The organism is Rhizobium halophilum (assembly GCF_021648825.1).
In the GTDB taxonomy this organism is placed as follows: Bacteria; Pseudomonadota; Alphaproteobacteria; order Rhizobiales; family Rhizobiaceae; genus Neorhizobium; species Neorhizobium halophilum.
Map to the genome: position 1 here is coordinate 157,057 of NZ_JAKJHS010000004.1, position 25,868 is coordinate 182,924.

Consider the following 25,868-nt stretch of genomic DNA (forward strand, 5'->3'; position numbering starts at 1 on the left):
TTTGTTGATGTTTTCTCTTCTTGATCGGTTGGCGAAAAACCGCAACCCCTCAACCGCGCTTTACAGCGTCCTGTGGCTGCGCGGTCTCCGCATCGAATCGCTGCAGCAGGCGCGTCCGGGTATCTTCATCGACGAAGGCCGCTTCCAGCGCCGTCCGTGTCATTGCGTTGATCTCCGCGTCGGCAAACCCCATCCGCTGCGAGGCAATCTCATATTCACGCTCAAGCGAGGTGTGGAAGAAGGGCGGATCGTCCGAGTTGAGGCATACCCGAACGCCTGCCTCCTTCAGTTGCCCCAGCGGATGCCGATCGAAATCAGGATAGACCTTCAGCGCGATATTTGAGCCCGGGCAGACCTCCAGCACGGTACCGAGGTCCACGAGGCGCGCAACAAGATCCGCATCCTCGATCGCCCGCACGCCATGCCCGATCCGCGACGGGCGCACGAGATCGAGTGCATCGGCGACGCTGAGGGCGCCGCAGACTTCACCGGCATGGATTGTCAGTCCCAGACCAGCTTCGCGGGCAATGTCAAAAGCACGCGCATAATCGGCCACGCGCCCCATTCGTTCTTCTCCGGCCATGTTGAAACCTGTGATCAGTGGGTTGTCGCTCCGTGCGGCGTATTCCGCTGCGGCAATGACGCTATCGGGGCCGAAATGACGTTCGCCGGTGACGATGATGCGGGCGTCGATGCCGCTCTTTTCTTTGGCGCGCCGAATCCCTTCAGAAATCCCCGCGAGATAGGAGTCCGCACCAAGCCCGATGCGGTTGCCGTGATCGGGCGAAACGATGATCTCGCTGTAGATCGTGTTGACGTTTGCAAGCTCGGCCAGATAGGTCTCGGTTAGAAGCGCATAATCTTCGTCGGTCTTGAACAGTGCTGCCACACGGTCATAGCTGACCAGAAACTCGGAAAAGTCCGACCAGAGATAGCTGCCGTCCTTCAGAAAGGTCGAAGGGTCGATCCCGTATTTCTCCGCCTGACTGGCGGCGAGCGCCGGCGGTGCAGCGCCTTCGATATGACAGTGGATTTCTGCCTTCAGGAAGTGGTCGATCAAAGGAAACTCCATCCATGGGAGCCGGCCGGCAGGCCCAGATGAGCCGCCACCGATTCACCGATGTCTGCATAGGTGGGCCGAAGCCCGATGTCGCGCGAGCGGATACCTGGCCCGAAAGCCATGATAGGCACTCTTTCACGCGTGTGGTCGGTGCCCCGCCAGGTAGGATCGCAGCCATGGTCGGCCGTCAGGACGACGAGATCGCCCGGCCGCAGCCGCCGGTGCACTTCCGGGAGCTGACGGTCGAACGCTTCCAGCGCGGCGGCATAGCCTGCAACGTCGCGCCGGTGGCCGTACAGCTGGTCGAAGTCGACGAAGTTCGTAAACACCAGGTCGCCATCGGCCCCTGTGTCCACCGCCTCCAGCGTCGCTGCCATCAGGGCCGCGTTTCCGTTGGCCTTGACCACACGGGAAACGCCTTGATGGGCAAAGATATCGCCGATCTTGCCGATCGCATGGACGGTGCGTCCAGCATCAACTGCGCGGTCCAGCAGGGTGGGCTCGGGAGGCGGCACGGAGAAATCGCGGCGGTTGCCCGTACGCTCGAAGCTTTCGAATCTTTCGCCGACGAAAGGGCGGGCGATGACGCGTCCTATGTTGAGCGGATCGACCAGACGTCGGACGGTCTGGCTCAGTGCCATCAGCCGCTCGAGACCAAAATGCACTTCGTGCGCAGCGATCTGGAGAACGGAATCGCTGGAGGTATAGCAGATTGGCTTACCTGTCCGGATGTGTTCTTGGCCCAGCCGCGCGATGATCTCGGTTCCAGAGGCGTGACAGTTTCCAAGAATCCCGGGAACGTCGCCTTCTGCACATATCGCCTCCACCAGTTCCGGGGAAAAGGCATCGCCCTCGGACGGGAAATAGCCCCAGTCGAAGGTGACGGGCGTGCCGGCGATCTCCCAATGGCCTGACGGCGTGTCCTTGCCGCGAGAGACCTCGTTCGCCGCCCCATGCAGCCCGAAGATCCGTTCCGGCCGCGGCATGCCCGCTGGATCCTCGCCGCTCGCCAGCCTGGCGATGTCCAGCAGGCCAAGTCGTGACATGTTCGGCAGCGTCAGCGGCCCATGTCTCAGACCAGTCCGATCCGCAGCGCCCGAGGCACAAAACTCCGCGATGTGGCCGAGAGTATTCGATCCAAGGTCGCCATAGGCGTCAGCATCGCGAGCACCGCCGACACCGAAGGAGTCGAGAACAAACAGGAAGGCTCTTGCCATCACTCACCCAAATTCACTGGAAGAAGGCGGCAGTTGCGGCAGCCTTTCAGGAAGCTACATATAGCCCGGTGACAGCGGATGCAAAGGATCGCCGCGCCCGCTATTGGCAATCCTCGCAGGCAATCACCTTGCCAGTGCGTGCCCGGTAGTAGTAGTCGCGGCTGATCGTAATGTTGCGCATCTCGCTCGGGATCAATCCCGGCATGAACATCAGCAGTTGGTGCGGAACAGACACTTCGGCGTGGACGATGAAAGCGCCCGAGACCTTCATGTTTTCGGGAATCTCTAGCGTGGTACCGGCAGCGTGAGGCGTTGCGCCTTTTTCATCCCAGGACCATCTTACCTTAGGCGTCGACCCTTCCATCTCGATCCCCGTAACCTTGATGTGGGTCGTGGGCACGCCGTAGGGCACGAAAATGCTCGCTGCGACGTTGGGCATGTTGGCCAGAAAAGACTTGGTGACCGGAACTTCTTGTTGCGTCACGAGGTCGGCGATTGTTCCGGAAGCTCGCGCAACGCGCTTCGAGATGCTGAGCCCGATCGTAAGTTCGAACACGGTCAGATAGATCATCAGAAGAAGCGGCGCGATGAGGGCAAACTCGACCGCGCCTGCTCCGCTGCGATCGCAGCAGAGTTGCCGGATGCTAAGCATCAGGTCTTTGGAGCGCTGGCTCACACTGCCCGTCCTCATTTGTAATTCTCGTTCTTGTATGCCGCCGTTGCGACGATCAGGAACTCGCTGCGGGATCCGTCGGAGGGCCGGATCGTTGAGATATAAGGCCGCACGAGATCGGTCACGATCTCCCAGCGGTAGTAAGCGCGCAGCATATTGATCGTGCCGGCGCCGCCCGGCTCGTAGACGTCGGTGGCGGTGAGGTCGCCAAATTGCTCTCCGCTTTCCCGCGGGACGGTCTTGGGAATGTCCGCGAAGTTCGAAAAGCTGCGAAGATCGAGGATCAGCTTGTTATCCTCGCCACACTGGATGAGGATGGAGATTTCGTCGCAGAATTCACTGCGGAACTTTGCCTCTGTCGTGTTTTCGGCAGTGATCTGTCCTGTGCGCAACCTGCGTGCCATCGTGTCAACCGCATTCGCAACGAGTTGCTCGCCAGTGAAGGCGATGAACGTCTCGATAATGGCGAACACGATAAGGAAGTAAGGAATTGCCAGCAGCGCGAACTCGATTGCAGCAGCTCCGTCGCGAGATCGCAACAGTCGCTTCAGCGGCGATGTCTGCCGCAAGCTTGAAGCGGGCGGTTTGCCGGATATGTGGTGAAGCTTGGTCATCAACCGAATCCAGACGCTATACGAGGTCTGGGGATCCTAGAGCGAGTTCGTTGACATTCCGTTGCCTCAACGGGCGCGATTCGATCAAAGCGGCCAGCTTACGGAGCCGCGCTGGCCGTGAAGTCAACGTGCTGCTCGCAGTTCGGCGTGCAGGACAGGATCAGGCGATTGGTCTGACGAAAGACGCGCACGGTGTTACCTTCGTCGATCGATACGAGGACACGCTCGTCTGCGATTGCATTTCCATCGCTGTCGAGAAGCACGAGATTGGTCGTGCCGAAGGAGCGACCGGTAAGGACGATTGTGGTGGGATCCGCAACGGTGGCATCGGCGACATTGGAGTTGCCGACGATGACCTTGCTGACCGGCCGATCCAAGCGCAGAACGCGCGCATGATTCATGAAGACGCGCAGAAGATCCGTCTCCGTCTCCTGCTCCTGAGCCCAGGCCCCGCCACCCATGATAAGGCTGGGGACCAGCGTAAGACCAATGAACCAGTTTTTGATCATGTCAGGGCTTTCGACTACGAGCGATGCTGCCGCCAGAATGGCCTGTAATGGTGAATCAACGATTAAGCGGAAAGCCGTAGAATCCGGCACTTGTATTTAGGCAGGCGCGACCGCATGCTTTGCCAACATGTTTCTTTCCCGTGAGTATTAGCACTCGCTTTTGCAAAATCGATGCACGCCTCGGCGGCCGGGCGTTACATATCGAGGAGTCGCTTACCCTTGATTAACGATCTTCCTTAAGCCGATTGCAATCGAAGGCGGGTAAGGTCTTGCCATCCGAACAACAGGAAGTTGTCGGGAATGCTGACCAACCCACTGTGCTGCAGGAGAAATTGCATGTCGAAATTTTTTGCCCGCTTTATCAAGGATGAGTCCGGTGCGACTGCGATCGAGTACGGCCTGATCGCCGCCCTCATCTCCGTTGCCCTTATCGCTGGTGCGTCGACCCTGGGGAACACTTTGAATACCACGTTCAACTCGATCAGCACCAAGATGAACACTGCGAAAACCCAATCCGACGGTTATAAGTGAGCTGAGGGTAGTACCGGCGACGACGAGCGTCCGTTAGGAAACGCCTGACCGTCACTCGGCAGCAGCTGATGTCTAGAACAGGATTAGCTTGATGTCTGCCATAGGCGCTACACTTTTGATTATCGTTCCCGTCTGCCTCTTCATCGCGGCTGTGAGCGATCTCTTTACAATGACCATCCCGAACCGCATTTCGGTGTTCCTCTTGGCATCCTTTGCGGTTCTGGCGCCCGTCTCGGGTCTTCCGTGGGCGGAGATCAGCATGAGCGTGGCCGCGGGGGCGATCGTCCTCGCGGTTTGCTTCGGCTTCTTTGCCCTCAACATCATGGGCGGCGGCGACGTCAAACTGCTTGCCGCCTCAGCCGTCTGGTTCGGCTTCAGTTCTGCTCTGGCAGCGTTTATCGTCACGACCGCCTTCTGGGGCGGGGTGATCACGCTTCTCGTCATGCTGCTTCGCAGCCAGTCCAGCCGCTTCGCCACGATCGAAGCGGTTGTTCCTGCCCAGATCCTCACGACAAGGAAAGTGCCTTATGGTGTCGCCATAGGGATCGCAGGCATCCTGACATTTTGGGAAGCACCGATCGCGATCGCTGCGTTGAATCTGCTGAAGTAGCTCCGGTGACTTGGTAACCTTTCGTTCACCAAATCCGCTCCCGATCCATTAACCTTAATTACACTATTGCCGATCATCCTTGGGCCACGTGAATCCCTCAAGGACCGGTCATGAAACCCGCTCGTATCATCATCCTCGCCGTGGCCGTCGTCGCAGCCGGTCTCGCCGGTGTGCTCGCCATGCGGCTTTCGGGAACGAGTGCGCCGCAGATCACCGAAACGATCATCGAGCACCAGCCGTCCGTCAACGTGCTGGTATCAGCGGGCAACCTTGCCGTGGGCAGCAGGTTGAATGAGGAAACCCTGCGCTGGCTTCCCTGGCCTCAGAACGGGCTGGTGGAAGGCTTCATCACGGAGCAGGCACGGCCGCAGGCGATCTCCGAGTTGAATGGGATGGTCGTTCGGTTGCCGATCTTCCAGGGGGAACCGATCCGTGGCGAAAAAATCGCCGATTCGTCCAATCGCATCATGTCCTCCCTCTTGCCTGCCGGCAAACGTGCCGTAGCCACCGCGATTTCGGTTGCCACGGGCGCCGGCGGCTTTGTGCTGCCGAACGACCGCGTGGATGTCATCATGGTTCGCCGCAACGAAGAAGGTCGCTTCCTGACGGAAGACGTCCTTTCCAACGTCCGCGTGCTCGCGATCGACCAGCAGATCCAGGAGAGCCCGGACGGAGCCAAGACCGTCGTCGGTACGACCGCGACGCTGGAACTGACGCCGGAGCAGACAAAGGTCATCGCGGTTGCACAGCAGATGGCAGATCGACTGACGCTGGCCTTGCGTTCGGTCGCCGATGCGCAGGAGGCCGATACGGTTGCCGCCGACTATCTGTTGAGCGGCGGCGGCAAGGGCGAGATCCAAGTGATCAAGTCGGGTTCGATCGTGAACTCCCAGGTACAGACGAACACGCAGTGAACGGAGCCAGGACGTGGGTCAGATGAAACGTTTAATGAAGAGTGGCGCGAGGGTGAGCCTGGCATTCTGCCTCACCTTTGCCGGTGAGCCCTTCGCTGTGATCGGAGGTCACTCACCGGTCCGGCAGGCCGAGGCCCAGGAAAATGCGATTGTGCGTATTGCCGATGCGGGAAAGGGGGTCCGCAAGCGGCTTAAGCTGGGGCTTAACAAGGCTCTTGTGGTCGATCTGCCTGCCGACGCGCATGATATTCTCGTCGCCGATCCGACGATGGCCGACGCCGTCACGCGGACGTCACGGCGCATCTACCTCTTCGGCAAGACCGTAGGACAAACGAACATTTTCATCTTTGGCCGCAATGGCGAGGAGATTGTCAGCCTCGATCTCGAGATCGAGCGTGACATTTCGGGCCTCGAAGCCAACCTGCGCCGATTCCTGCCGGACTCAAACATCAAGGTTGAGATCATCTCCGACAATATTGTCCTGAGCGGCACTGTAAGAACGCCTCAGGATGCGACCCAGGCAACCAAGCTCGCCAATATCTTTCTCACCGGGGGTGAGGCCACGACCCGCACCGAAGTCGCCACCAGCGACAGCAGCGGCGACGGTGCCGTCGCGCTCTACGCCGAAGGTCGCCAGAAATCTCAGGTGGTCAATCTGCTGACGATCGAGGGCGAGGACCAGGTCACCTTGAAAGTCACCGTGGCCGAGATTCGCCGCGAGGTGCTAAAGCAGCTCGGCTTTGACAACACCTTCACGCGCTTGCCCTCAGGGACGAGCTCCGGTCTGGATGTGCTGGAAATAGGCGCCGGCGGGACCAATGGGCTTACTGGCAGCATCGCTGGTACAGTAGGTCGACTCGGCATCGAGACCGCACTTAGCGCCCTGGAACAGGCGAAGGCCATACGCACACTGGCCGAGCCGACATTGACGGCGATCTCCGGTCAATCTGCTACATTCAACTCGGGTGGACAGCGTCTCTATTCGACAACAGACTCAGACGGTGACACGCGTATCACCTCCTATGACTACGGCATCTCGCTCGGCTTTACCCCTACCGTGCTGTCGTCGGGCCGCATCAGCCTTCGCATCCAGACGAAAGTCTCCGAGCCGGTTGCCAACGGCGTCGGAGTAGAATTCCGCAGGCGTGACGCAGAGACGGTCGTTGAACTCCCATCCGGCGGATCCATTGCGCTGGCCGGCCTGATTCGTGACGATGTGCAGCAGGGAACCAGCGGCACGCCTGGCGCTTCCAAGCTGCCGCTCGTTGGCGCCCTCTTTCGTGCGAAAACGCTGGAGCGGACCGAAACCGAACTGGTGATCATCGCCACGCCCTATCTCGTCCGCCCGGTCGCCCGCAATGACCTGTCGCGTCCAGACGATAACTTCAACCCCGCAAGCGATGTCGCCAGCGTCTTTCTCGGCCACGTGAACCGCATCTATGGACGCAAGGACGCACCCCCTCCTGCCCTTCCTTACGAAGGCAATGTCGGATTCATCTACAAATGACGCGCGTTGATCGGAACACTTCACATACCGCAACGGAGTTGCGGGAAGGACGGCAGACAGCGGGAACCCCAATGTCCGGAAGGATCGGTCGTGTTCGCCGCATCTCCGGCGCCGCTGCAATCTTCTTCGGGATCTCCACCCTGCTTGGCAGTTGCGCAAATCGCGACGGCATGACAACCGGCGCTTTGCCTGACGATTACCGCACGCGCCACCCGATCGTTGTCGGCGAGGAGGAGAAGACCATCGATATCCCGATCGCGGCGGGCGATGATGGTTTGACGCGTGGCCAGAGCGAGGTCATTGCTGGCTTTGCCGCCAACTACACGCGATCGTCCAAAGGCATCATCAGGGTCATGACGCCGCAGGGCGCCATCAATTCGGGTGCAGCAGCAGCCGCAGCAAGTGACGTTCGTCACCTCCTGGTGCGCATGGGTGTGCCGAAGAAACGGATTCTGCACACCGGGTATGCAGCGGCAGGCTACGGCTCGGCCGCGCCGATCCGCCTCGCCTACGTCGCCATAACGGCTCAGGTCGGCCCGTGCGGAGAATGGCCGGCGGATCTCACGCTGAATACCATAGAGAACAAAAACTATCACAACTTTGGTTGCGCCAGCCAACGCAACCTGGCGGCACAGATCGCCGACCCGAATGATCTTCTCGGGCCGCGCCGAATGACACCGGCAGATGCGGAGCAGCGCGGGCAGGCGATGGAGCGCTACCGCGAAAGCTATACAGAACTGCGAGATTTCCGATGATCACCTTAGAACGAGCCCGAGGGTGGCCGCTATGAGTGCCGTGAACTACAGCCTCAGCACGTCGAACATGCCGGACCCACAGGTTCCGGATGAGGCGCATCCGGTCGATCTGACCGGTCTGCGCCCCCTGCCTCGGATCTCCATTCATGCCTTCTGCGAGAGCGAGCAGATGCTGCGCACGATGGAGCAGATGGGGCGGGATCGTCGCATGGCGAAGGTAAACATGCGGGTCACCAATGGCGGCACCGAGGCCGCCGCCAGCATGTTCTCCGGAAGCCCGACCCCGAACCTGATCATCCTAGAGACTGACGTACAGCCTTCCGGCCTCCTTGCTGAACTGGCACCGCTTGCCGACGTGTGCGATCCATCTACCCGCGTGATCGTCGTCGGGCGCTACAACGACATCGCGCTCTATCGCGAACTGATCCGCAACGGCATCTCCGAATATTTGGTAGGCCCGGTGCAGATGGTCGAAATTCTATCCTCGATCGCCGCAATTTTCGTTGATCCCGAGGCGGAACCTGTTGGCAAATCGATCGCCTTTGTCGGGGCGAAGGGAGGCGTAGGTTCCTCCACCATCGCTCACAACTGCGCTTTCGGCATCTCCACCCTCTTTTCCACAGAGACGATCCTGGCCGACTTGGACCTCCCCTTTGGTACGGCGAACATCGATTTCGATCAGGATCCGGCACAAGGGATCGCGGAAGCTGTTTTTGCGCCTGATCGGCTTGACGAGGTGTTCCTCGACCGGTTGCTGACCAAGTGCTCCGAGCACCTTTCCATGCTGGCAGCGCCGTCCCTGCTCGATCGGGCCTATGACTACGAAGGAATGGCTTTCCAGCCGATCGTGGAGATCTTGCAACGCAGTGCGCCGGTCGCCGTGCTTGACCTGCCTCATGTGTGGTCGGAATGGACGCGCTCGGTTCTGGCGGCTGCGGACGAAGTGGTGATTTGCGCCGTTCCCGACCTCGCCAACCTGCGCAACACGAAGAACATGCTGGACGCGCTGAAGAAGTTGCGTCCGAACGATCACGCCCCGCACCTGATCCTCAACCAGGTTGGGATGCCAAAGCGACCTGAGATTGCGCCGAACGACTTTTTTGAGCCGCTGGAGGTGGAGCCGATCGCCATCCTGCCGTTCGACGCAGCGCTGTTCGGCAATGCGGCCAATAGCGGCCGGATGATCACGGAGATCGATGCGAAGTCTCCGGCGGCGGAGACCTTCTCGCAGATCTGCCACATCGTGACGGGTCGTTCTGCAGCAAAGAAGGCAAAGAAAGGCGGCCTCGGCAAAATGCTGGGCCTACTCGGCCGGAAGTAGTGGCCGAACGGTCTTGAGGTCCTGCGGCAGTATGAAGACGGGATAAAGTGCATGTTTGGAAAGCGCGGCAGCGATGGTTTCGGGAAGAGCACGGGTGGCATCAGCGCAGTCGCGGCCCCGCCGGCTGCGCCGTCGTTGTCACCAGCAAAGCCCGGTGGTCCAGAAGTCTTCGCAGAGCCAAACCAGGACCGCAGTGGGACGCGTCAGCAGGTAGCTCCTCCTCCCATCGCCCCCACGGCTGCCGCACGCAAGAAGCCAGTCCGTACCGAGCACTACTACGATACGAAAAGTCAGGTTTTCTCCGCGCTTATCGATACCATTGACCTTTCACAACTGGCGAAGCTGGACGGTGAAAGTGCGCGGGAAGAAATACGTGATATCGTCAACGATATCATCACCATCAAGAACTTCGCGATGTCCATCTCTGAGCAGGAGGAACTGCTCGAGGACATTTGCAACGACGTCCTTGGCTATGGCCCCTTGGAACCGTTGCTGGCGCGTGATGATATCGCCGACATCATGGTCAATGGCTCCGGTCAAACCTTCATCGAAGTGGCCGGTAAGACCATCGAGTCCGAAATCCGCTTTCGCGACAACGCACAGCTGCTGTCCATTTGCCAGCGCATCGTCAGCCAAGTTGGCCGACGTGTCGACGAATCCTCTCCGATCTGCGATGCCCGCCTGCCCGATGGCTCGCGTGTGAACGTCATCGCGCCTCCGCTGGCCATCGATGGCCCGGCACTTACCATTCGAAAGTTCAAGAAGGACAAGCTCACCCTCGAACAACTGGTCAAGTTCGGCTCGATCAGCGCCGAAGGTGCAACGCTTCTGCAGATTATCGGACGCGTTCGCTGCAACGTCGTCATTTCCGGTGGCACGGGATCGGGTAAGACCACGCTCTTGAACTGCTTGACGCGCTATATCGATGAAGACGAGCGTGTCATTACGTGTGAGGATACGGCTGAACTGCAGCTGCAACAGCCGCACGTTGTTCGCCTTGAGACACGCCCACCGAACATCGAAGGCGAGGGCGAGATCACCATGCGCGACCTCGTCAAGAACTGCTTGCGTATGCGACCCGAGCGGATCATCGTCGGCGAAGTGCGCGGCCCGGAAGTTTTCGACCTTCTCCAGGCGATGAATACCGGTCACGACGGCTCGATGGGCACGATCCACGCCAACACCCCCCGCGAATGCCTCAGCCGAATGGAATCGATGATCGCCATGGGTGGCTTCGGCCTACCGGCCAAGACCGTTCGTGAAATCATCTCCGGCTCGGTGGATGTAATCATCCAGGCAGCGCGTTTGCGCGATGGCTCCCGTCGGATCACGCACGTTACCGAGGTGATCGGCATGGAAGGTGACGTGATCGTTACGCAGGATCTGATGCGCTACGACATCGAAGGGGAGGACGCCAACGGCAGGTTGATCGGCCGCCACATGTCGACCGGCATCGCGAAGCCGAATTTCTGGGATCGTGCCCGCTACTATAATGAAGAACGCCGACTGGCCGCCGCATTGGATGCCATGGATCAGGGAGCGGATTAGCGCGATGTTTGGCTTCGATCTCAACCTGGTGCTGATCGTCGCCTTGGCTGCGGTGTCTGCTGCCGCGGTCTGTTACGCGCTGCTGTTCTCGCAGATCGAAACTCACAAGAAGACCAGCGCGCGCATAAGCCGGGTTAAGTCGGCGGAATCGGATCTGAGCAAGGTGAAGGCTGCAAGGGACCGGGTCCAGGAGCTCTCAAAGCGCCGTAAGTCAGTGCAGGATTCGCTTAAGGATCTGGAAAAGAAGCAGCAGGAACGCTCCCGCAAAATGGGCGACGGCAGCTTGAAGTCGCGCCTCGCGCAGACCGGCCTGCCCCTGACACTGGGTCGCTTCTACATGCTGAGTGGTGCCTTTGGCCTTTTCTCTCTTCTTATTGCTCTGCTTGCAGACGTGCCCCTGCTTGCCGCGGTTGGGGCGGGGTTTGCATCAGCCTTCGGTCTGCCTCGTTGGATCATCCGTTTTCTGGTCAAGCGCCGGCAGAAGCAGTTCCTGAACGAGTTCCCCAACGCACTCGATGTCATGGTGCGCTCAATCCGCTCCGGTCTTCCGCTCAATGATGCCATGCGGCTGATCGCATCAGATGGTCAGGAGCCTGTGAAGACGGAATTCAAACGCGTCATCGAGTCCCAGCAGGTTGGTCTCAGCGTCCCAGAAGCCTGTGTCCGAATGATGCAAACGATGCCTTTGCCAGAGGTGAACTTCTTTTCGATCGTCATCACCATCCAGGGCCAGGCCGGCGGTAATCTCTCGGAAGCACTTGGAAATCTGGCGAAAGTGCTGCGCGAACGTAAAAAGATGAAGGCCAAGGTACAGGCGCTCTCGATGGAGGCGAAGGCCTCCGCAGTCATCATCGGCGCTCTACCGTTCATTGTCGCACTGCTCGTCTATCTCACGTCGCCTGAGTACATGACGATACTGTTCACTGACCCGCGCGGCCACATGATCATGCTCTTCTCAGGCGTGTGGATGTCGATCGGCATCTTCGTCATGCGTAACATGATCAACTTCGACATCTAGTGAGGCGGCGATGAGCGATGTTGCAACTTCCCTGACGGATCCGGCGCTGCTCTTCGCAATCGCCGTCGCCATAGCCGTGTTCGCGACCTGCTATTCTCTTGCGACGCCTTTCCTTGAGCGGGGGGACTTGGACAAGCGTATGAAAGCGGTTTCAACCGAGCGCGATCAGATCCGCGCCCGCGAACGCGCGCGGATGAATGCTGAAGCCTCCAAGACTATGCTCCGCACGCAGAACAACCAGTCGGTTCGCAACATTGTTGAGCGCTTTAATCTTCGTCAGGCGCTGGTGGACGACAACACGGTCAACCGCTTGCGTGCTGCCGGCCTGAGGTCCCAGAATGCGCTCAACATGTTCCTTGTTGCGCGTTTCCTGCTTCCCTTCCTTTTTCTCACGCTCGCCATCATCTGGATTTTTGTTCTTGGCAACCTTGCTGAACGCCCTTTTGCGATCCGCATATTGGCAGCAGTCTTCTTCGCCTATGTCGGCTTCTATCTGCCGAATATCTACGTGAGCAATCGCGTGACGAAGCGCCAGCAATCAATCAAGCGGGCCTGGCCAGATGCACTGGACCTTATGCTGATCTGCGTGGAGTCTGGAATTTCAATGGAAGCTGCAATGCGGAGGGTTGCCGAAGAGGTCAGCAGTCAGTCCGCGGAACTTGCGGAGGAATTGGTTCTGACAACGGCGGAACTGTCTTTCCTGCCCGACCGTCGCGTGGCGCTGGAAAACCTTGGGGTCCGCACCCAGCTCGACACTGTGAAGAATGTCACGCAGGCCCTCATCCAGGCAGAGCGTTATGGCACTCCGATGGCACAGGCGCTCCGTGTCCTGGCGCAGGAGGGCCGCGATGAGCGGATGAATGAAGCAGAAAAGAAAGCGGCGGCCCTTCCACCGAAACTAACGGTGCCAATGATCCTGTTCTTTCTGCCGGTGCTTGTCGCCGTCATTCTCGGCCCTGCCGGTATCCAGGTCGCTGATCGCTTCTGATGGTGTCAGCTATGCCGCTTGACCGGGTGCCTTTTGAGGTTCCGATGAGGCATTCTCAAACGTAATCAGATGCTTGTGAAGGTCCAGAGTGCTGCCATCAGCAAGATCAAGGCCTGACGGGCCTTGGCAAACGTCATGCTAGTTCGCCGCCGTCTTCGGTTTCGCCTTGTTGTCCGAAAGTTTTGCCCAGGAATTCTGCTGCGCCAGCATTGAGCGCAGGTAGGCAACATTGGCATCAGCCTGCTGCTGCGTAAGCTCACGTTTCGCGATTTCTTCCGCTTCCGCGAACCTGCCCTGAAGTCCGACCACAAGGGCAAGGTTCTGGCGAACCCGGCTATCGGCAGCCGGCTGCTGCGCGGCCGAACGCATATAGGTCTCGGCAGTACGAAGATCTCCGCTGAGCACATAGGACATGCCCAGGTTCGACATCACCGAGGGTTCGTTTGGCTTGGCATCAAGAGCCATGCGATACTTCTGCCGTGCTTCGTTCGACCGACCCAATTGGTCAAGCACTGCACCCTCTGCGGAATAGAGGCGCCAATCCGGGCGGTCCGGCGTCTGCGCGCGACGGATCGTTTCAAGTGCCTGCTCTAGTTGTCCCGCCGCAGCCTGTGCCTTCCCATAGGCGGCAAGAACCTCCCGATCGCGGGGATGGGCAATCACCACCTGCTGCATCACAGCCAGAGCCTGGGTGTGCTTCCCTGTCATGGCGAGGATCTGTGCGTAGCGGAGACCCGCCCCGCGATCCTTGGGGTTGTTCTCATAGGCCCGGCCGAAGGTCCGCTCGACCCGTTCCAACTCTGACGCGCTCATGGTTTCGAGTTGCACGGCCGACGCCGAGACAGAGCCTGTCTTGATGGTATCCTTCTGCGACGCACAACCACCCAGCGCGAGTGCAAGGAGAATCAGGCTGGTGGTTTGTGCCAACCGAACTTTCCGAGGAAAGACAGGGATGCTTGCGGTCATGATGCTATCTCGTCCCTTTGCCGCACATCCATAAACATGGCGGACCTGTGGCGCATTGCGTCCTTGAGCAATAGACTGTTAACCCTAACATACGGTTAAGCACCTGATTCACCACGACAAGGCAATCCATGAACAGCTATCGCTACATCGAGCGTCCTTCGCCACTGACCGCAAGCTCCTCCGGGTCTCTCCCGGTTTATCTGGTGACGCCCACGGAACTGGAGCAGGGTGCTATGGATTCTGCCATGCTTTCCTGGGCTCGTGCGGCAGGTTTTTCGGGGGATCAGGGCAGTCTGCTGCTTGTGCCAGGTGCCGATGGTGAACTTGCTGGCGCTCTTTTCGGCCTTGATGCGGGCACCGAGGGTGCGTTTGGCGCCGGCAAGCTGGCCAAGCTTCTGCCGGCAGGTGATTGGCACATCGAAACGTCTCTGGGGCACCAGAGAATCGCGCTCGGATTTGGTCTCGGCAGCTATTCCTTCTCCCGCTATCGCAAGGACAAGCAGAAGCAGGTTCGGCTGGCGCTCGCCAACGAGTTGCTCCCGGATGTCGAGCGTCAACTCGCCGGCGTCTTCCTGGCCCGGGACTTGATCAACACGCCGACGAACGACATGGGCCCCGAGCAGTTGGAGACGGCTTTCCGTTCCCTCGGTGAGCATTACGGGGCCGAGGTCACGTCGATCGTCGGCGATGATCTTCTGGTACAGAACTTCCCTCTTGTGCACGCGGTCGGGCGCGCCAGCGCGCAGGCGCCGAGGCTCCTTGAGTTGCGCTGGGGAAGGGCGGGGGCGCCAAGTATCACGCTTGTGGGCAAGGGCGTCTGCTTCGATACCGGCGGTCTGGACATCAAGGGTGCCGCAAATATGGCGCTCATGAAGAAGGACATGGGTGGTGCTGCCAATGTCATGGGCCTGGCACTCATGATTATGGACGCCGGCCTGGATGTGAACCTTCGCGTGCTCGTCCCTGCCGTGGAAAACTCCATCGCCGGCAATGCTTTTCGGCCGGGAGACATATACCGAAGCCGCAAGGGCCTAACCGTACAGATTGACAACACCGATGCCGAGGGACGCCTGGTGCTCGCTGACGCATTGGCTTACGCCGATGAAGCGCCGTGTGATCTCCTGGTCGATATGGCGACCCTCACCGGCGCCGCCCGTGTGGCTCTCGGCGCCGACGTCGCCCCCTTCTTTACCGATGATGAAGGCTTGGCCAGTCGGCTAGGGGAGCTCTCTGTGGAGGAGCTGGATCCCCTGTGGCGGCTCCCCCTTTGGTCAGGCTACGACAAGGACCTGAAATCGCGCGTTGCGGATATCACCAATGCCCCTTCCGGCGGCATGGCCGGGGCCATCACGGCGGCTCTTTTCCTGAAGCGATTCGTTCGAGCTGAAACGCGCTGGGTCCATTTCGATATCTACGGGTGGACGCCCGCCGAAAAAGCCCACGCGCCGGTAGGCGGCGAGGCCTTCGCGATCCGCGCCCTGTACCGATACATTCGCGAGCTTGTGAAGCAATGATGCGGTAAGGCTTTACTCGTAGGATTGCCCCATCGAAGCGGAAAAGGGGAGCCGCCGTGTCGCGTGAACTGACGGCGACAGAAGCGTTGCGCCTATGGCATCGTGTCACGCTCGGACAGGTCCGTGGCGAAGGTCCGGACCTCAGTCTCCGGCAGCAGGCAATCCTGCTGCAGGTCTACCTGATCCCGCCGCCCCACACGGTACGTGGGTTGGCCACGGCCCTCGGCGTCACAAAGCCGGTGGTGACTCGGGCATTGGACACGATGGGAGAGCTCGGGTTGCTTGACCGTGCGCGGGATGACAAAGACCGCCGCAATGTTGTGGTCAAACGCACGGTAGCAGGGGCTCTTTATCTGGAGCAGCTTGGGGATCTCATTCGACGGGAAGGCAGGCGAGAGCCTGGAGCGACATGAAACAAGCATTGGACAGGCGCCTGCACGCCTTTCGGCCGGATCTCGCCGACGTGTCTCTCCGCGGCCAGGTGGATTCCCAGCGTTTCGTCTCGGGCGAAGCCGCAAGGGTCGGGCGACCGGTAGCGGCTCTGCGACCTGCGCCCGATGCAGACCGCGGCATCGATACCGAACTTCTTCTTGGCGAGACGGTTCGTGTCTTTGATCGGAAGGATGGCTGGGCATGGGTGCAGGCGGACCAGGACGGCTATGTTGGCTATCTTGAAGAAAGCGCGTTGGCGGAGCCTGAAGCAGCAACGCACGTGATCTGCGTGCCCCGGACCTTCCTGTATCCGCAGCCTGAACTGCGCCGCCCGCCGATTGCAGCACTCTCCATGGGAAGCCGCGTACAAACTCTTGCAGAGGTGGAAACACGCGGTACCCGTTACCTCACGCTGGCTGACGGAACGGCTCTGATCGCTGCCCATTGTCTCCCCGTCGGGGAAGCACTTTCGGTCGATTATGTAGACGTCGCAGTGCGGTTTATCGAGACGCCATACCTGTGGGGCGGCCGCTCGGGCTTCGGCATCGATTGCTCGGCGCTCGTGCAATTGTCGCTGAGCATGATGGGACGCGCCTTCCCGCGTGATTCCGACATGCAGGCGCAGGCGGGAACGGGCATCAAGCGAGACGAGCTTCGCCGTGGCGACCTCGTCTTCTGGAAAGGGCATGTGGGCATCATGGAAGACGAGCGGACGCTCCTCCATGCGAACGGACATACGATGACGGTGGCGCGGGAGGGCCTGGAAGCGGCAATCAACCGGATCGGTTGGCTCTATGAACAGCCGACCGGCTTTCGCAGGATCGAATAAAGATCACGGAAACGTGGCGCCTATTGCATGGAATCCTGCACGAACTACCCCTATCTTGCTGCCAGGGCTTGAGGATTCGCTATGATCAAGACTGCCTGGATTCTACCGTTCCTGATGTTGCTGGTCGTCGTCCTTGCCGGTCTCGCGCCAGCTCGGGCTGACGACCGTTTCCGGAATCTCGCAGGAGAGCGGTTCCACGACCTTCCGGGCGTGGTTCCTGAAGAAGAGCGGGTGAAGCAGGAAAGCTATTCCTGCACCAGCAGCATAGAGAACGTCTATCGCGGCCGCGGGCGCTACGACATTCTCTATGGCGACACGTCGCCCCGTCGCGTCTACCACTGCAAGAGCGAAAGCGGCGTGACCTACTCAGGGACCGCTTTGCCGAACACCCAATGGGTGCCGGGCCTCAACCCGCATCATCTTCCCAAAGAGCACTGACCGGAGCACGAACATAGGTTCGACGATCAACGTCTGACGTATACCGGTTGTTGTCGGATGACTTGACAAGCCAAGATGGGATGTGTCGAGGATAAACTCACATCTCAGGAGGCCATCATGTCTGCACAACTCGTTATTCCGGATCTTGCTGGAAAATCTGTCCTCATCACCGGCGCCTCGACCGGCATTGGCGCGGCACTGGCGCGCGCATTTGCCGCCTTGGGGACGTCAGTAGGGCTTCACTACAACGCCAGCGTGGATGCGGCCAAGGCCGTGGCATCGGACATCGAGGCTGCCGGCGGAAAGGTTCATCTTGTGCGCGGTGATGCGGCGAAATCCGGTGAGATGGCTCGTGTGGTTGAGGAGACCGCGGCCGCCTTCGGCGGACTTGATGGGCTGATCAACAATGCCGGCGGGATGGTCGCTCGCGTTCCCTACGCCGAGATGACCGACGAGCACTATGATGCCGTCATGGATCTGAATGCGCGTTCGGTCCTTGCCGCTTCCACTGCCGCAATTCCGCATCTGAAGCAGCGCGGCGGCTTTATCATCAATACGACTTCGATTGCAGCGCGCAATGGCGCCAGTAACGGCGCCGGCATCTATGGCTCGTCGAAGGCTTTCGTGTCCAACGTCACCCGCGGCATGGCCAAAGAACTCATTCCCTTCGGCATCCGCGTCAACGGCGTGGCCCCCGGAGTCATCACGACCCCCTTCCACGATCGCTATTCCACCTCGCAGCAACTACAGGCCGCACTAGCCACCATCCCGCAAGGCCGGCTTGGAACAGCGGAGGAATGTGTCGGTGCCTATCTCTTCCTCGCCTCCGAAATGCTGTCCAGCTACGTCATCGGGCAGGTGATCGAGGTGAACGGCGGTCAGTTGATGCCGTAAGGCTCTACGAGAAGCATAAGCATTTGGAGGAGCAGTCTGATGAGCAAGAGAATCGTTTTCACTGGCGGCAGCGGCAAGGCGGGGCGCCATGTGGTGCCATACCTTCTGCAACAGGGTCACGAGGTTCTGAACGTCGACTTGGCGCCGCTGGATCACCCGGACGTCAACACGCTGACGGCGGACCTCACCGATAGCGGCGAAACCTTCAATGCGCTGTCGATGCACTTCGGTTTCGAAGGGCTTGAGACGGGAGAGGGGCCGGCGCCCGTTGATGCCGTCGTGCATTTTGCCGCCGTACCGCGCATCCTGATCCGGCCGGACAATGCCACCTTCGCCGCCAACACCGTATCGACCTACAACGTCATCGAGGCGGCGGTGAAACTCGGCATCCGCAAGGTCATTATCGCCTCCAGCGAAACCACCTACGGCGTCTGCTTCGCCGAAGGCGATAAGGACTACCACTCCTTCCCGCTCACCGAAGACTACGACGTCGATCCCATGGACAGCTACGGGCTCTCCAAGGTGGTGAACGAGAAGACGGCGCGTGCGTTTGCCATGCGCTCCGGTGCGGACATTTATGCGCTGCGCATCGGCAACGTCATCGAGCCGCACGAATACAACAAGTTCCCTGCGTTCCTTGCCGATCCGCCGTCACGCAAGCGCAATGCATGGAGCTATATCGACGCTCGGGACCTCGGCCAGATCGTTCACCGCTGCGTAGAGAGGGATGGGCTTGGCTTCCAGGTCTTCAACGCTGTCAACGACACCATCACCGCCTGGGAGCCGACGCGATCCTTTCTGGAGCGCTGGGCGCCGGGAACCCCGATCAAGGGAGAAATTGGCGAGTTCGAAGCCCCGATCTCCAACCGCAAGATCCGCGACGTCCTCGGCTTCCGAGAAGAGCATGACTGGCGCAAGTACGTTCCAAAACCTTAGCCATCGCCAGAGAGCCGCCGCCTAGCTATTCTGCCGCCACTGGAATTTGGACTGGTGCCGGATCGGCCTTCGGCTTCGGCACGCCAGCCCGGCGCGGGCAGGCGGCATCACGCGCGCTGCTTTCCTTCAGCAGTTTCACCAGCCAATCAACGAACACGCGGACCTTGTTGCCGAGGTGACGGGTGCGCGGATAGACGATGTAGAGCGGGAGTGGGTCCCTGTCCCAGTCGGTCAGCACTTCTACCAGTTCCCCGCGTTCCACCGCCTCTCGAACCATGAACTGAGGGGCTTGGGCGATGCCCATTCCGGAAAGGGCGGCCGCGACATAGCTGCGGCTATCGTTGACGGAGACTGCATAGCGAGGCGTGATCTCCAAGCTTTCGCCGCCGCGCGTAAACTCCAGCGGCAGGACCTTGCCCGCCTGGGCATTGAGGTAGCCGACGGAGAAGAACTTATCCTCCAGATCACGCGGGTGCTCGGGGGTGCCGAACATGTCGATGAAGCCGGGAGACGCATAGGTGCGCAGGTTGATTTCCCCCACCTTCCGCGCAATTAGCGACTGGTCCGTCGGCGTACCGGCGCGCAGGGCGCAGTCAACATTCTCCGCAATGTAGTCGATCAAGCGATCCCCCACACCGATGTCGAGCGATATCTGCGGGTAACTGCAGTAAAAGTCGCAGAGTGAAGGGATGACGATAAGGTCCGCGAAGGCGCCCGCCATTTCCACGCGCAGCCGTCCGGACGGCTGAGCCTGTGACGAGGAGATACTCCCGTCCAATTCGTCCAGGTCAGATAGGAATTGGGAAGCACGCTCATAGTAGAGCGCTCCTTCGGTGGTGACCGCGACTTGGCGGGTGGTACGGTTCAACAGCTTGGCTTTGAGATGGCCTTCCAGGTTCTGCACCAGATTGGTGACGGTTGTCTTGGACATGTCCAGAGAGCGTGCCGCGCGGGTGAAATTGCCCGTTTCGACGACGCGAACAAATGCACGCATGGCGGATAGCTGATCCATGATACGACCTCGTTGCGCTGCAGTATTGTCAGGTTATGGTTGACAGTGAAGTACGAACGGCGCGCTTGTGCGCTCTATGTGGAACAATAATATCAGGCAGCACAACAGAAACAAGAAGCTGCCTTTAGCAAAGAGCAGGCAGAGGTGTGATGGAGACGCGGTGGGAGCGGGTAGACTTTGGTGCAGCACGATCCATGCCCATGCGGCTCTATGAGCCGAAGGCTAAGGAGAAGGCTCCACCGATCGTCCTCTACCTTCGCGGTGGTTCGTTTCAGCAGCATGAGCCCGCTGCACAGGAGGCGCCCATTGCGCGGGCCCTGTCCGAAACGGGCGCTATGGTGGTGGAAGCAGATTATGGGAGCATTTCCCAGAACATGTTTCCCGGAGCTCTGGAGTATGGGCTCGATGCGCTTCGATGTCTCGCCGCACGGCGGAAGCAACTGGGTAGCCGAAAGTCGCCGCTTTTGGTTGCGGGTGACGAAGCGGGAGGAAATATCGCTGCTGGTCTCGCCTTGAAGGCGCGGGATCAGCTACCTGGCCAGTTGAACGGCCAGGTGTTGTTATCGCCTTTGATCGACCCGACGATGAGTTCGGTGTCGATCCGCAAGGCCGATGCCATCGGGATGCGTGAACGGTGGTCGGACGGATGGATGCATTATCTGCGGGGCTTCTGCGGGTTTTCGCATCCTTATGTGGCGCCATGCATGTGCTCCCGTCTGTCGACGGTTGCGCCGGCGCTGGTGGTGACGTCGGAGGACGATCCGCTGCACGACGAGACGATCGGCTATGCCGAGCGCCTTGAAGGAGCGGGTGTTAGAGTACGCCAGCATGTCTTTCCTGCGGGAAGCGGCTGGTCGGGTATTTACAACGAGGAAGGCGGCGTCTGGCTACAGGAGCTATGTAGCGAGTTTCGTCTCTTCGTTCATCAGTTGCATTCGTAGTCTGTTGATTTGAGAAGGTGGCGGCCGCCCTGAGGGTCGCAAGGAGACTATCATGAGAATGTCGGTAGGAAGCTGGGCCCTGTGGGGCACCGGAGTGGTACTCGCTGTCTCGATGGCAGGAGCGGCGGTGAAGATCGATTTCGCCAAGGATGCGGATGCCACGGAGGCACAAGCCGCGCCGCCGCCGGCCATACCGGTGACGGTCGCCGCCGTACAGCCGCAGCGGGTAACCACGTGGACGGAATTTTCCGGCCGATTGGAAGCTGTCGATCGCGTCCAAATCCGCCCGCGGGTCGCAGGTACGATCCAGCAGGTGCATTTTCGCGAAGGTGGCATGGTGAAGGCCGGTGACCGGCTCATCACGATAGATCCCGCGCCTTATGCGGCGGCAGTCGCACAAGCCAAGGGCATGGTGGCCTCCGCTCAAGCAAGGCTTGAACTGGCGAACACTGAACTGGAAAGAGGAAGAGCGCTGCTTGCGAGGAAGACGATCTCGGAAAGCGAGCTTGCACAGCGCCAGAGTGCGCAGCGCGAGGCACAAGCTGCAACCCAATCCGCTGAAGCAGCTCTGAAGATCGCCCAACTGAACCTGGATTACACAGAGATAAAGGCTCCGATTGCCGGGCGAGTAGGTAAGCTGGAGATCACGGAAGGCAACCTCGTCGGTGCCGGAGATGCTGCGCAAGTGCTGACCACCCTGGTTTCGGTGGACCCGATCTACGCGAGCTTCAATGCCAACGAGGAACTGGTTGCGCAAATCCTTTCGGAGCTCCCTGCCCAAAGGGATGGTGTGCGGGCACTGGATAAGGTTCCGGTCGAAATTTTGACGCTTGCGCAAGGTGAGCCAACGCGAGGTCGGCTGCAACTCATCGACAATGAAGTCAGTGCCACCAGTGGCACGATCCGGCTGCGTGCGGTTTTCGACAATCCCAACGGCGACCTGATCCCCGGCCAGTTCGTCCGAGTCCGCCTCGGACAGCCCCGGCCACAGGAGCACCTGCTTGTCAGCGAGAGTGCCGTTGGATCGGATCAGGACAAGAAGTTCGTCCTGATTGTCGATCAGTCAAACACGGTCGCCTATCGCCCGGTCGAATTGGGTGCAGCCGTCGATGGACGACGAATTGTGGAAGATGGGCTGGCACCCGGTGACAGGATCGTCGTGAACGGCCTGCAGCGCGTGCGTCCTGGTGCGGTCGTTGAGCCCCAGACCGATCCGGCAGAAGTGGCCGCAACGAAGTAAAAGATCCGGCAGGCGTCAGCGCCTGCTGGCACCCAAACTCAGACCGCCTGTAGCTCGTGGCCTGCCGCGGGCCGAGGATTTCGATTTCTGTGCGAACCCTGGAGAGAGGGTATCGAGATGAACATCTCAAGGTTTTTTGTCGACCGTCCGGTTTTTGCTGCCGTGCTGTCCATTCTCATTGTCGTTGCGGGCCTGATAGGGCTGCGTGCCCTGCCGATCTCCGAATATCCCGAGGTCGTTCCTCCCTCGATCGTCGTGCGCGCCACATATCCCGGTGCCAACCCGACCGTCATCGCGGAGACCGTGGCGACACCATTGGAGGAGCAGATCAACGGCGTGGAGGATATGCTTTATATGTCCTCTCAAGCCACCTCCGACGGTGTCCTCACCGTCACAGTCACCTTCAAGTTGGGTACAGATCCCGACAAGGCGCAGCAGCTCGTCCAGAACCGGGTGGCGCAGGCGGAGCCGCGTTTGCCCGCGGAAGTGCGCGCGCTGGGCCTCACCACCGTCAAGAGTTCGCCGGACTTCATCATGGTGGTGAACTTGGTCTCCGATGATGACAGCTATGACATCACCTATCTGCGCAACTACGCAACCTTGAACATCAAGGATCGCCTCGCCAGGATCGAAGGTGTGGGTCAGGTACAGGTCTTCGGTGCTGGCGATTATTCGATGCGTGTCTGGATCGATCCCCAGAAAGCTGCGGAACATTCGCTGGCTGCCAGCGACATCACCAATGCCATTCGCGCACAGAACGTGCAGGCCGCCGCCGGCATCATCGGTGCAGCGCCCAGCGTCCCGGGGACAGGGCTCCAGCTTAACGTCAATGCGCAGGGCCGGCTTGAGACCCCGGAGCAATTCGGTGAGATCATCGTCAAGACGGGCGCCGCTGGCGAGATCACCCGCCTACGGGATGTTGCCCGCATCGAGCTTGGCGCGGCCGACTACACGCTCCGCTCCCTGCTCGACGGCAAGCCCGCGGTTGCTGTTGCCGTTCTTCAGGCGCCTGGGTCGAACGCCATCGAAATTGCCGACAACGTCCGCGCCACCATGGACCAACTGCAACTGGCCATGCCGCAGGGCGTGAAGTACGAGATCGTCTATGACACCACCAAGTTCGTCCGCGCATCGATCGAGAAGGTGGTCGAGACCTTGCTGGAGGCGGTGGCGCTGGTTGTGCTCGTCGTCATCCTGTTCCTGCAAACATGGCGGGCCTCCATCATCCCGCTGATCGCGGTCCCGGTTTCGATCATCGGCACCTTCGCCGTGATGTATGCCTTCGGCTTCTCCATCAACGCCCTGACGCTCTTCGGGCTGGTGTTGGCCATCGGTATCGTCGTGGACGATGCGATCGTCGTCGTCGAAAACGTCGAGAGGAATATCGAGAACGGCCTGTCGCCTCGGGATGCAACCTATCGGGCGATGCGTGAGGTGTCGGGCCCCATCATTGCGATCGCGCTGGTCCTGGTAGCTGTCTTCGTGCCGCTCGCCTTCATAAGTGGATTATCTGGTCAGTTCTACCGACAGTTCGCCCTGACGATCGCCATCTCGACCGTGATCTCCGCGATAAACTCGCTGACCTTGTCCCCGGCGCTTTCTGCCCTTCTCTTGAAGGACCACCATGCGCCGAAGGACTGGCTGACGCGGACGATGGACCGCTTGTTTGGCTGGTTCTTCCGCGGCTTCAACAGGGCGTTCGGAGCAGCGTCGCACGGTTATGGCCGCACAGTCGGCGGCCTGTTGTCGCGCAAGAGCCTGGTGATGGTCATCTACCTTGCACTCGTAGGTGCCACCTACAGCGTCTTCACCACTGTTCCCGGCGGCTTCGTGCCGGCACAGGACAAGCAGTATCTGATCGGCTTTGCACAATTGCCGGACGGGGCAACGCTCGACCGGACGGAGGACGTGATCCGCAAGATGAGCGACATTGCCTTGGAGCAGCCGGGGGTCGAACACGCCATCGCGTTCCCAGGCTTGTCGATCAACGGCTTCACCATTGGCTCCAACGCCGGCATCGTCTTCGCGGTGCTCGATGATTTCGAGGAGCGCAAGACGCCGGAACTCTCGGGGGGTGCCATTGCCATGGCACTGAACCAGAAATATGCCGGTATTCAGGAAGCCTTCATCGCCATGTTCCCGCCGCCTCCCGTCAACGGGCTTGGCCAGACCGGCGGCTTCAAGCTCCAGATCGAGGATCGGGCGGGCTATGGCAACCAAGCCCTGGACGAGGCAACCAAGGCGGTGCTCGCCAAGGCCTATCAGACGCCGGAACTGGCAGGGATCTTTTCCAGCTTCCAGATCAACGTTCCTCAGCTGTATGCCGACATTGATCGAGCCAAAGCCGAGCAGCTTGGCGTCGCGGTGACGGATGTCTTTGAGACCCTGCAGATCTATCTCGGCTCTTTCTACGTCAACGACTTCAACGCCTTTGGCCGCACCTACAGCGTGCGGGTTCAGGCCGACGCGGATTTTCGCGCCGAGGCCAAGGACATCGGACATCTGCAGGTAAGGTCGCGCTTGGGGGAGATGATCCCTTTGTCCGCCCTCTTGAAGGTGGAGGAGACAACAGGACCGGAGCGGACCACGCGCTACAACGGCTTTCTTTCGGCCGACATCAACGGGGGGCCTGCGCCGGGCTTCTCCTCCGGACAGGCCCAGGCGGCGATCGAGAGGATCGTTAAGGAGACTGTGCCGCAGGGTATCGACTTCGAGTGGACGGACCTGACGTATCAGGAGATCCTGGCGGGCAATTCGAGCATCTATGTCTTTCCATTGGCGCTGCTGCTCGTCTATCTCGTACTGGCTGCACAATACGAGAGCCTGACTTTGCCCATCGCGATCATCCTGATTGTCCCCATGGGAATTCTGGCGGCGTTGACAGGCGTTTGGCTTACCGGCGGAGACAACAACATCTTTACCCAGATCGGTCTCGTGGTCCTTGTCGGGCTGTCGGCGAAGAACGCTATCCTGATCGTGGAGTTCGCCCGGGAGCTGGAACTGGAAGGCCGAACGCCTTATCAGGCGGCCGTCGAGGCCAGCCGCCTTCGCCTGCGGCCGATCCTAATGACCTCCATGGCCTTCATCATGGGCGTCGTGCCACTCGTCATCTCGACGGGAGCGGGTGCCGAGATGCGGTCCGCCATGGGTGTCGCGGTCTTCTCCGGCATGATCGGCGTGACCTTCTTCGGCATCTTCATGACACCGGTCTTCTACGTTCTGGTCCGTATCCTGACCGGCAGCCGTCCCCTGCGGCGGTCCGGCATGGAGGAGGTCCCCGCTCTCTCTCCAGCGGAGTAGAACCTCCGGCCGCGCGGGCTTGACGCCCGCGCGGCTTTCTATTGGAAAGGGATCTGGAGTGCCCACCTTGCCCCGTGTAAGACGCCCGGCAACGTTAACGT

General features: G+C 60.0%; 25 protein-coding genes. 18 read left to right on the forward strand and 7 right to left on the reverse strand.

Annotation, left to right across the window (positions count from 1 at the left end):
• Window positions 1–49: 49 nt before the first annotated feature.
• From LXM96_RS10230 to LXM96_RS10250, 5 genes are all read right to left on the reverse strand, one after another.
• Window positions 50–1,060 (reverse strand): adenosine deaminase, encoded by a 1,011-nt coding sequence (locus tag LXM96_RS10230; protein WP_239998370.1) that lies wholly within the window; start codon window positions 1,058–1,060, stop codon window positions 50–52.
• Window positions 1,057–2,277 (reverse strand): phosphopentomutase, encoded by a 1,221-nt coding sequence (locus LXM96_RS10235; RefSeq protein ID WP_239998371.1) that lies wholly within the window; start codon window positions 2,275–2,277, stop codon window positions 1,057–1,059. The genes LXM96_RS10230 and LXM96_RS10235 overlap by 4 nt, the downstream gene beginning before the upstream one ends.
• Window positions 2,278–2,377: 100 nt before the next feature.
• Window positions 2,378–2,968, reverse strand: coding sequence for a TadE/TadG family type IV pilus assembly protein (locus tag LXM96_RS10240; protein ID WP_239998372.1), 591 nt, complete (start codon window positions 2,966–2,968; stop codon window positions 2,378–2,380).
• Window positions 2,965–3,564 carry a TadE/TadG family type IV pilus assembly protein gene (locus LXM96_RS10245; protein ID WP_239998373.1) on the reverse strand — a complete coding sequence of 200 codons (600 nt, stop codon included), beginning with the start codon at window positions 3,562–3,564 and terminating at the stop codon, window positions 2,965–2,967. Before LXM96_RS10245 ends, LXM96_RS10240 begins: the two co-directional genes overlap by 4 nt.
• A 98-nt stretch (window positions 3,565–3,662) precedes the next feature.
• Window positions 3,663–4,025, reverse strand: coding sequence for a pilus assembly protein N-terminal domain-containing protein (locus LXM96_RS10250; RefSeq protein ID WP_239998572.1), 363 nt, complete (start codon window positions 4,023–4,025; stop codon window positions 3,663–3,665).
• Window positions 4,026–4,409: 384 nt separating this feature from the next.
• Here LXM96_RS10250 and LXM96_RS10255 point away from each other — a divergent pair, with 384 nt between their 5' ends.
• The 9 genes from LXM96_RS10255 (at window position 4,410) to LXM96_RS10295 (ending at window position 13,265) form a co-directional block, all read left to right on the forward strand.
• On the forward strand, window positions 4,410–4,604 hold the full coding sequence (locus LXM96_RS10255; protein WP_239998374.1) for a Flp family type IVb pilin: 195 nt from the start codon (window positions 4,410–4,412) through the stop codon (window positions 4,602–4,604).
• A 91-nt stretch (window positions 4,605–4,695) separates the two neighbouring features.
• Complete coding sequence (locus tag LXM96_RS10260; protein WP_239998375.1) at window positions 4,696–5,214, forward strand: A24 family peptidase; 519 nt, start codon at window positions 4,696–4,698, stop codon at window positions 5,212–5,214.
• Between the two features lie 110 nt (window positions 5,215–5,324).
• Complete coding sequence (gene cpaB / locus LXM96_RS10265) at window positions 5,325–6,128, forward strand: Flp pilus assembly protein CpaB (RefSeq protein ID WP_239998376.1); 804 nt, start codon at window positions 5,325–5,327, stop codon at window positions 6,126–6,128.
• Between the two features lie 13 nt (window positions 6,129–6,141).
• Entirely contained in the window at window positions 6,142–7,635 is a 1,494-nt protein-coding gene (locus tag LXM96_RS10270) for a type II and III secretion system protein family protein (RefSeq protein WP_394801930.1), read from the forward strand.
• Between the two features lie 71 nt (window positions 7,636–7,706).
• Window positions 7,707–8,390, forward strand: coding sequence for a CpaD family pilus assembly protein (locus tag LXM96_RS10275; protein WP_239998378.1), 684 nt, complete (start codon window positions 7,707–7,709; stop codon window positions 8,388–8,390).
• A gap of 67 nt (window positions 8,391–8,457) precedes the next feature.
• Window positions 8,458–9,711: a CtpF protein gene (locus LXM96_RS10280; protein WP_394801937.1), complete on the forward strand. Its 1,254-nt coding sequence runs from the start codon at window positions 8,458–8,460 to the stop codon at window positions 9,709–9,711.
• A 51-nt stretch (window positions 9,712–9,762) separates the two neighbouring features.
• A complete protein-coding gene (locus LXM96_RS10285; RefSeq protein WP_239998380.1) occupies window positions 9,763–11,259 on the forward strand; it encodes a CpaF family protein in 1,497 nt (498 codons plus the stop codon).
• Between the two features lie 4 nt (window positions 11,260–11,263).
• Window positions 11,264–12,277, forward strand: coding sequence for a type II secretion system F family protein (locus tag LXM96_RS10290; RefSeq protein ID WP_239998381.1), 1,014 nt, complete (start codon window positions 11,264–11,266; stop codon window positions 12,275–12,277).
• A gap of 10 nt (window positions 12,278–12,287) precedes the next feature.
• Window positions 12,288–13,265 carry a type II secretion system F family protein gene (locus tag LXM96_RS10295; protein WP_239998382.1) on the forward strand — a complete coding sequence of 326 codons (978 nt, stop codon included), beginning with the start codon at window positions 12,288–12,290 and terminating at the stop codon, window positions 13,263–13,265.
• Window positions 13,266–13,403: 138 nt separating this feature from the next.
• Here LXM96_RS10295 and LXM96_RS10300 read toward each other — a convergent pair whose 3' ends face one another.
• Entirely contained in the window at window positions 13,404–14,231 is an 828-nt protein-coding gene (locus LXM96_RS10300; RefSeq protein WP_239998383.1) for a tetratricopeptide repeat protein, read from the reverse strand.
• Between the two features lie 128 nt (window positions 14,232–14,359).
• On the opposite strand from LXM96_RS10300, the gene LXM96_RS10305 reads away from it, so the two are divergent.
• The 6 genes from LXM96_RS10305 to LXM96_RS10330 all read left to right on the forward strand — a co-directional run bounded on the left by LXM96_RS10305 (window position 14,360) and on the right by LXM96_RS10330 (window position 19,274).
• Window positions 14,360–15,745, forward strand: a complete 1,386-nt coding sequence (locus tag LXM96_RS10305; protein ID WP_239998384.1) for a leucyl aminopeptidase family protein — start codon at window positions 14,360–14,362, stop codon at window positions 15,743–15,745.
• Between the two features lie 56 nt (window positions 15,746–15,801).
• A complete protein-coding gene (locus LXM96_RS10310) occupies window positions 15,802–16,158 on the forward strand; it encodes a MarR family transcriptional regulator (RefSeq protein ID WP_239998385.1) in 357 nt (118 codons plus the stop codon).
• On the forward strand, window positions 16,155–17,006 hold the full coding sequence (locus LXM96_RS10315; protein WP_239998386.1) for a C40 family peptidase: 852 nt from the start codon (window positions 16,155–16,157) through the stop codon (window positions 17,004–17,006). The genes LXM96_RS10310 and LXM96_RS10315 overlap by 4 nt, the downstream gene beginning before the upstream one ends.
• A gap of 81 nt (window positions 17,007–17,087) precedes the next feature.
• On the forward strand, window positions 17,088–17,444 hold the full coding sequence (locus tag LXM96_RS10320; protein ID WP_239998387.1) for a hypothetical protein: 357 nt from the start codon (window positions 17,088–17,090) through the stop codon (window positions 17,442–17,444).
• A 117-nt stretch (window positions 17,445–17,561) separates the two neighbouring features.
• The gene (locus tag LXM96_RS10325) at window positions 17,562–18,338 is read left to right on the forward strand and encodes an SDR family NAD(P)-dependent oxidoreductase (protein ID WP_239998388.1); all 777 of its coding nucleotides are present in this window, start codon (window positions 17,562–17,564) and stop codon (window positions 18,336–18,338) included.
• Between the two features lie 39 nt (window positions 18,339–18,377).
• A complete protein-coding gene (locus LXM96_RS10330; RefSeq protein ID WP_239998389.1) occupies window positions 18,378–19,274 on the forward strand; it encodes an NAD-dependent epimerase/dehydratase family protein in 897 nt (298 codons plus the stop codon).
• 25 nt (window positions 19,275–19,299) lie between these two features.
• On the opposite strand, the gene LXM96_RS10335 is transcribed toward LXM96_RS10330, so the two are convergent.
• A complete protein-coding gene (locus LXM96_RS10335) occupies window positions 19,300–20,286 on the reverse strand; it encodes a LysR family transcriptional regulator (RefSeq protein ID WP_239998390.1) in 987 nt (328 codons plus the stop codon).
• A gap of 149 nt (window positions 20,287–20,435) precedes the next feature.
• Here LXM96_RS10335 and LXM96_RS10340 point away from each other — a divergent pair, with 149 nt between their 5' ends.
• The 3 genes from LXM96_RS10340 to LXM96_RS10350 all read left to right on the forward strand — a co-directional run bounded on the left by LXM96_RS10340 (window position 20,436) and on the right by LXM96_RS10350 (window position 25,767).
• On the forward strand, window positions 20,436–21,227 hold the full coding sequence (locus LXM96_RS10340) for an alpha/beta hydrolase (RefSeq protein WP_394801931.1): 792 nt from the start codon (window positions 20,436–20,438) through the stop codon (window positions 21,225–21,227).
• Between the two features lie 52 nt (window positions 21,228–21,279).
• Window positions 21,280–22,467 (forward strand): efflux RND transporter periplasmic adaptor subunit, encoded by a 1,188-nt coding sequence (locus LXM96_RS10345; RefSeq protein WP_239998391.1) that lies wholly within the window; start codon window positions 21,280–21,282, stop codon window positions 22,465–22,467.
• Between the two features lie 117 nt (window positions 22,468–22,584).
• Window positions 22,585–25,767 carry an efflux RND transporter permease subunit gene (locus LXM96_RS10350; protein ID WP_239998392.1) on the forward strand — a complete coding sequence of 1,061 codons (3,183 nt, stop codon included), beginning with the start codon at window positions 22,585–22,587 and terminating at the stop codon, window positions 25,765–25,767.
• Window positions 25,768–25,868 lie beyond the last annotated feature (101 nt).

Excerpts from the sequence above, each read along its gene's own strand:
- LXM96_RS10235 (WP_239998371.1), bottom strand. The coding sequence starts at position 2,277 with ATGGCAAGAGCCTTCCTGTTTGTTCTCGACTCCTTCGGTGTCGGCGGT.
- LXM96_RS10240 (WP_239998372.1), bottom strand. The coding sequence starts at position 2,968 with ATGAGGACGGGCAGTGTGAGCCAGCGCTCCAAAGACCTGATGCTTAGC.
- LXM96_RS10245 (WP_239998373.1), bottom strand. The coding sequence starts at position 3,564 with ATGACCAAGCTTCACCACATATCCGGCAAACCGCCCGCTTCAAGCTTG.
- LXM96_RS10250 (WP_239998572.1), bottom strand. The coding sequence starts at position 4,025 with ATGGGTGGCGGGGCCTGGGCTCAGGAGCAGGAGACGGAGACGGATCTT.
- LXM96_RS10255 (WP_239998374.1), top strand. The coding sequence starts at position 4,410 with ATGTCGAAATTTTTTGCCCGCTTTATCAAGGATGAGTCCGGTGCGACT.
- LXM96_RS10260 (WP_239998375.1), top strand. The coding sequence starts at position 4,696 with ATGTCTGCCATAGGCGCTACACTTTTGATTATCGTTCCCGTCTGCCTC.
- cpaB (WP_239998376.1), top strand. The coding sequence starts at position 5,325 with ATGAAACCCGCTCGTATCATCATCCTCGCCGTGGCCGTCGTCGCAGCC.
- LXM96_RS10275 (WP_239998378.1), top strand. The coding sequence starts at position 7,707 with ATGTCCGGAAGGATCGGTCGTGTTCGCCGCATCTCCGGCGCCGCTGCA.
- LXM96_RS10280 (WP_394801937.1), top strand. The coding sequence starts at position 8,458 with ATGCCGGACCCACAGGTTCCGGATGAGGCGCATCCGGTCGATCTGACC.
- LXM96_RS10285 (WP_239998380.1), top strand. The coding sequence starts at position 9,763 with ATGTTTGGAAAGCGCGGCAGCGATGGTTTCGGGAAGAGCACGGGTGGC.
- LXM96_RS10290 (WP_239998381.1), top strand. The coding sequence starts at position 11,264 with ATGTTTGGCTTCGATCTCAACCTGGTGCTGATCGTCGCCTTGGCTGCG.
- LXM96_RS10295 (WP_239998382.1), top strand. The coding sequence starts at position 12,288 with ATGAGCGATGTTGCAACTTCCCTGACGGATCCGGCGCTGCTCTTCGCA.
- LXM96_RS10300 (WP_239998383.1), bottom strand. The coding sequence starts at position 14,231 with ATGACCGCAAGCATCCCTGTCTTTCCTCGGAAAGTTCGGTTGGCACAA.
- LXM96_RS10305 (WP_239998384.1), top strand. The coding sequence starts at position 14,360 with ATGAACAGCTATCGCTACATCGAGCGTCCTTCGCCACTGACCGCAAGC.
- LXM96_RS10315 (WP_239998386.1), top strand. The coding sequence starts at position 16,155 with ATGAAACAAGCATTGGACAGGCGCCTGCACGCCTTTCGGCCGGATCTC.
- LXM96_RS10320 (WP_239998387.1), top strand. The coding sequence starts at position 17,088 with ATGATCAAGACTGCCTGGATTCTACCGTTCCTGATGTTGCTGGTCGTC.
- LXM96_RS10325 (WP_239998388.1), top strand. The coding sequence starts at position 17,562 with ATGTCTGCACAACTCGTTATTCCGGATCTTGCTGGAAAATCTGTCCTC.
- LXM96_RS10330 (WP_239998389.1), top strand. The coding sequence starts at position 18,378 with ATGAGCAAGAGAATCGTTTTCACTGGCGGCAGCGGCAAGGCGGGGCGC.
- LXM96_RS10335 (WP_239998390.1), bottom strand. The coding sequence starts at position 20,286 with ATGGATCAGCTATCCGCCATGCGTGCATTTGTTCGCGTCGTCGAAACG.
- LXM96_RS10340 (WP_394801931.1), top strand. The coding sequence starts at position 20,436 with ATGGAGACGCGGTGGGAGCGGGTAGACTTTGGTGCAGCACGATCCATG.
- LXM96_RS10345 (WP_239998391.1), top strand. The coding sequence starts at position 21,280 with ATGAGAATGTCGGTAGGAAGCTGGGCCCTGTGGGGCACCGGAGTGGTA.
- LXM96_RS10350 (WP_239998392.1), top strand. The coding sequence starts at position 22,585 with ATGAACATCTCAAGGTTTTTTGTCGACCGTCCGGTTTTTGCTGCCGTG.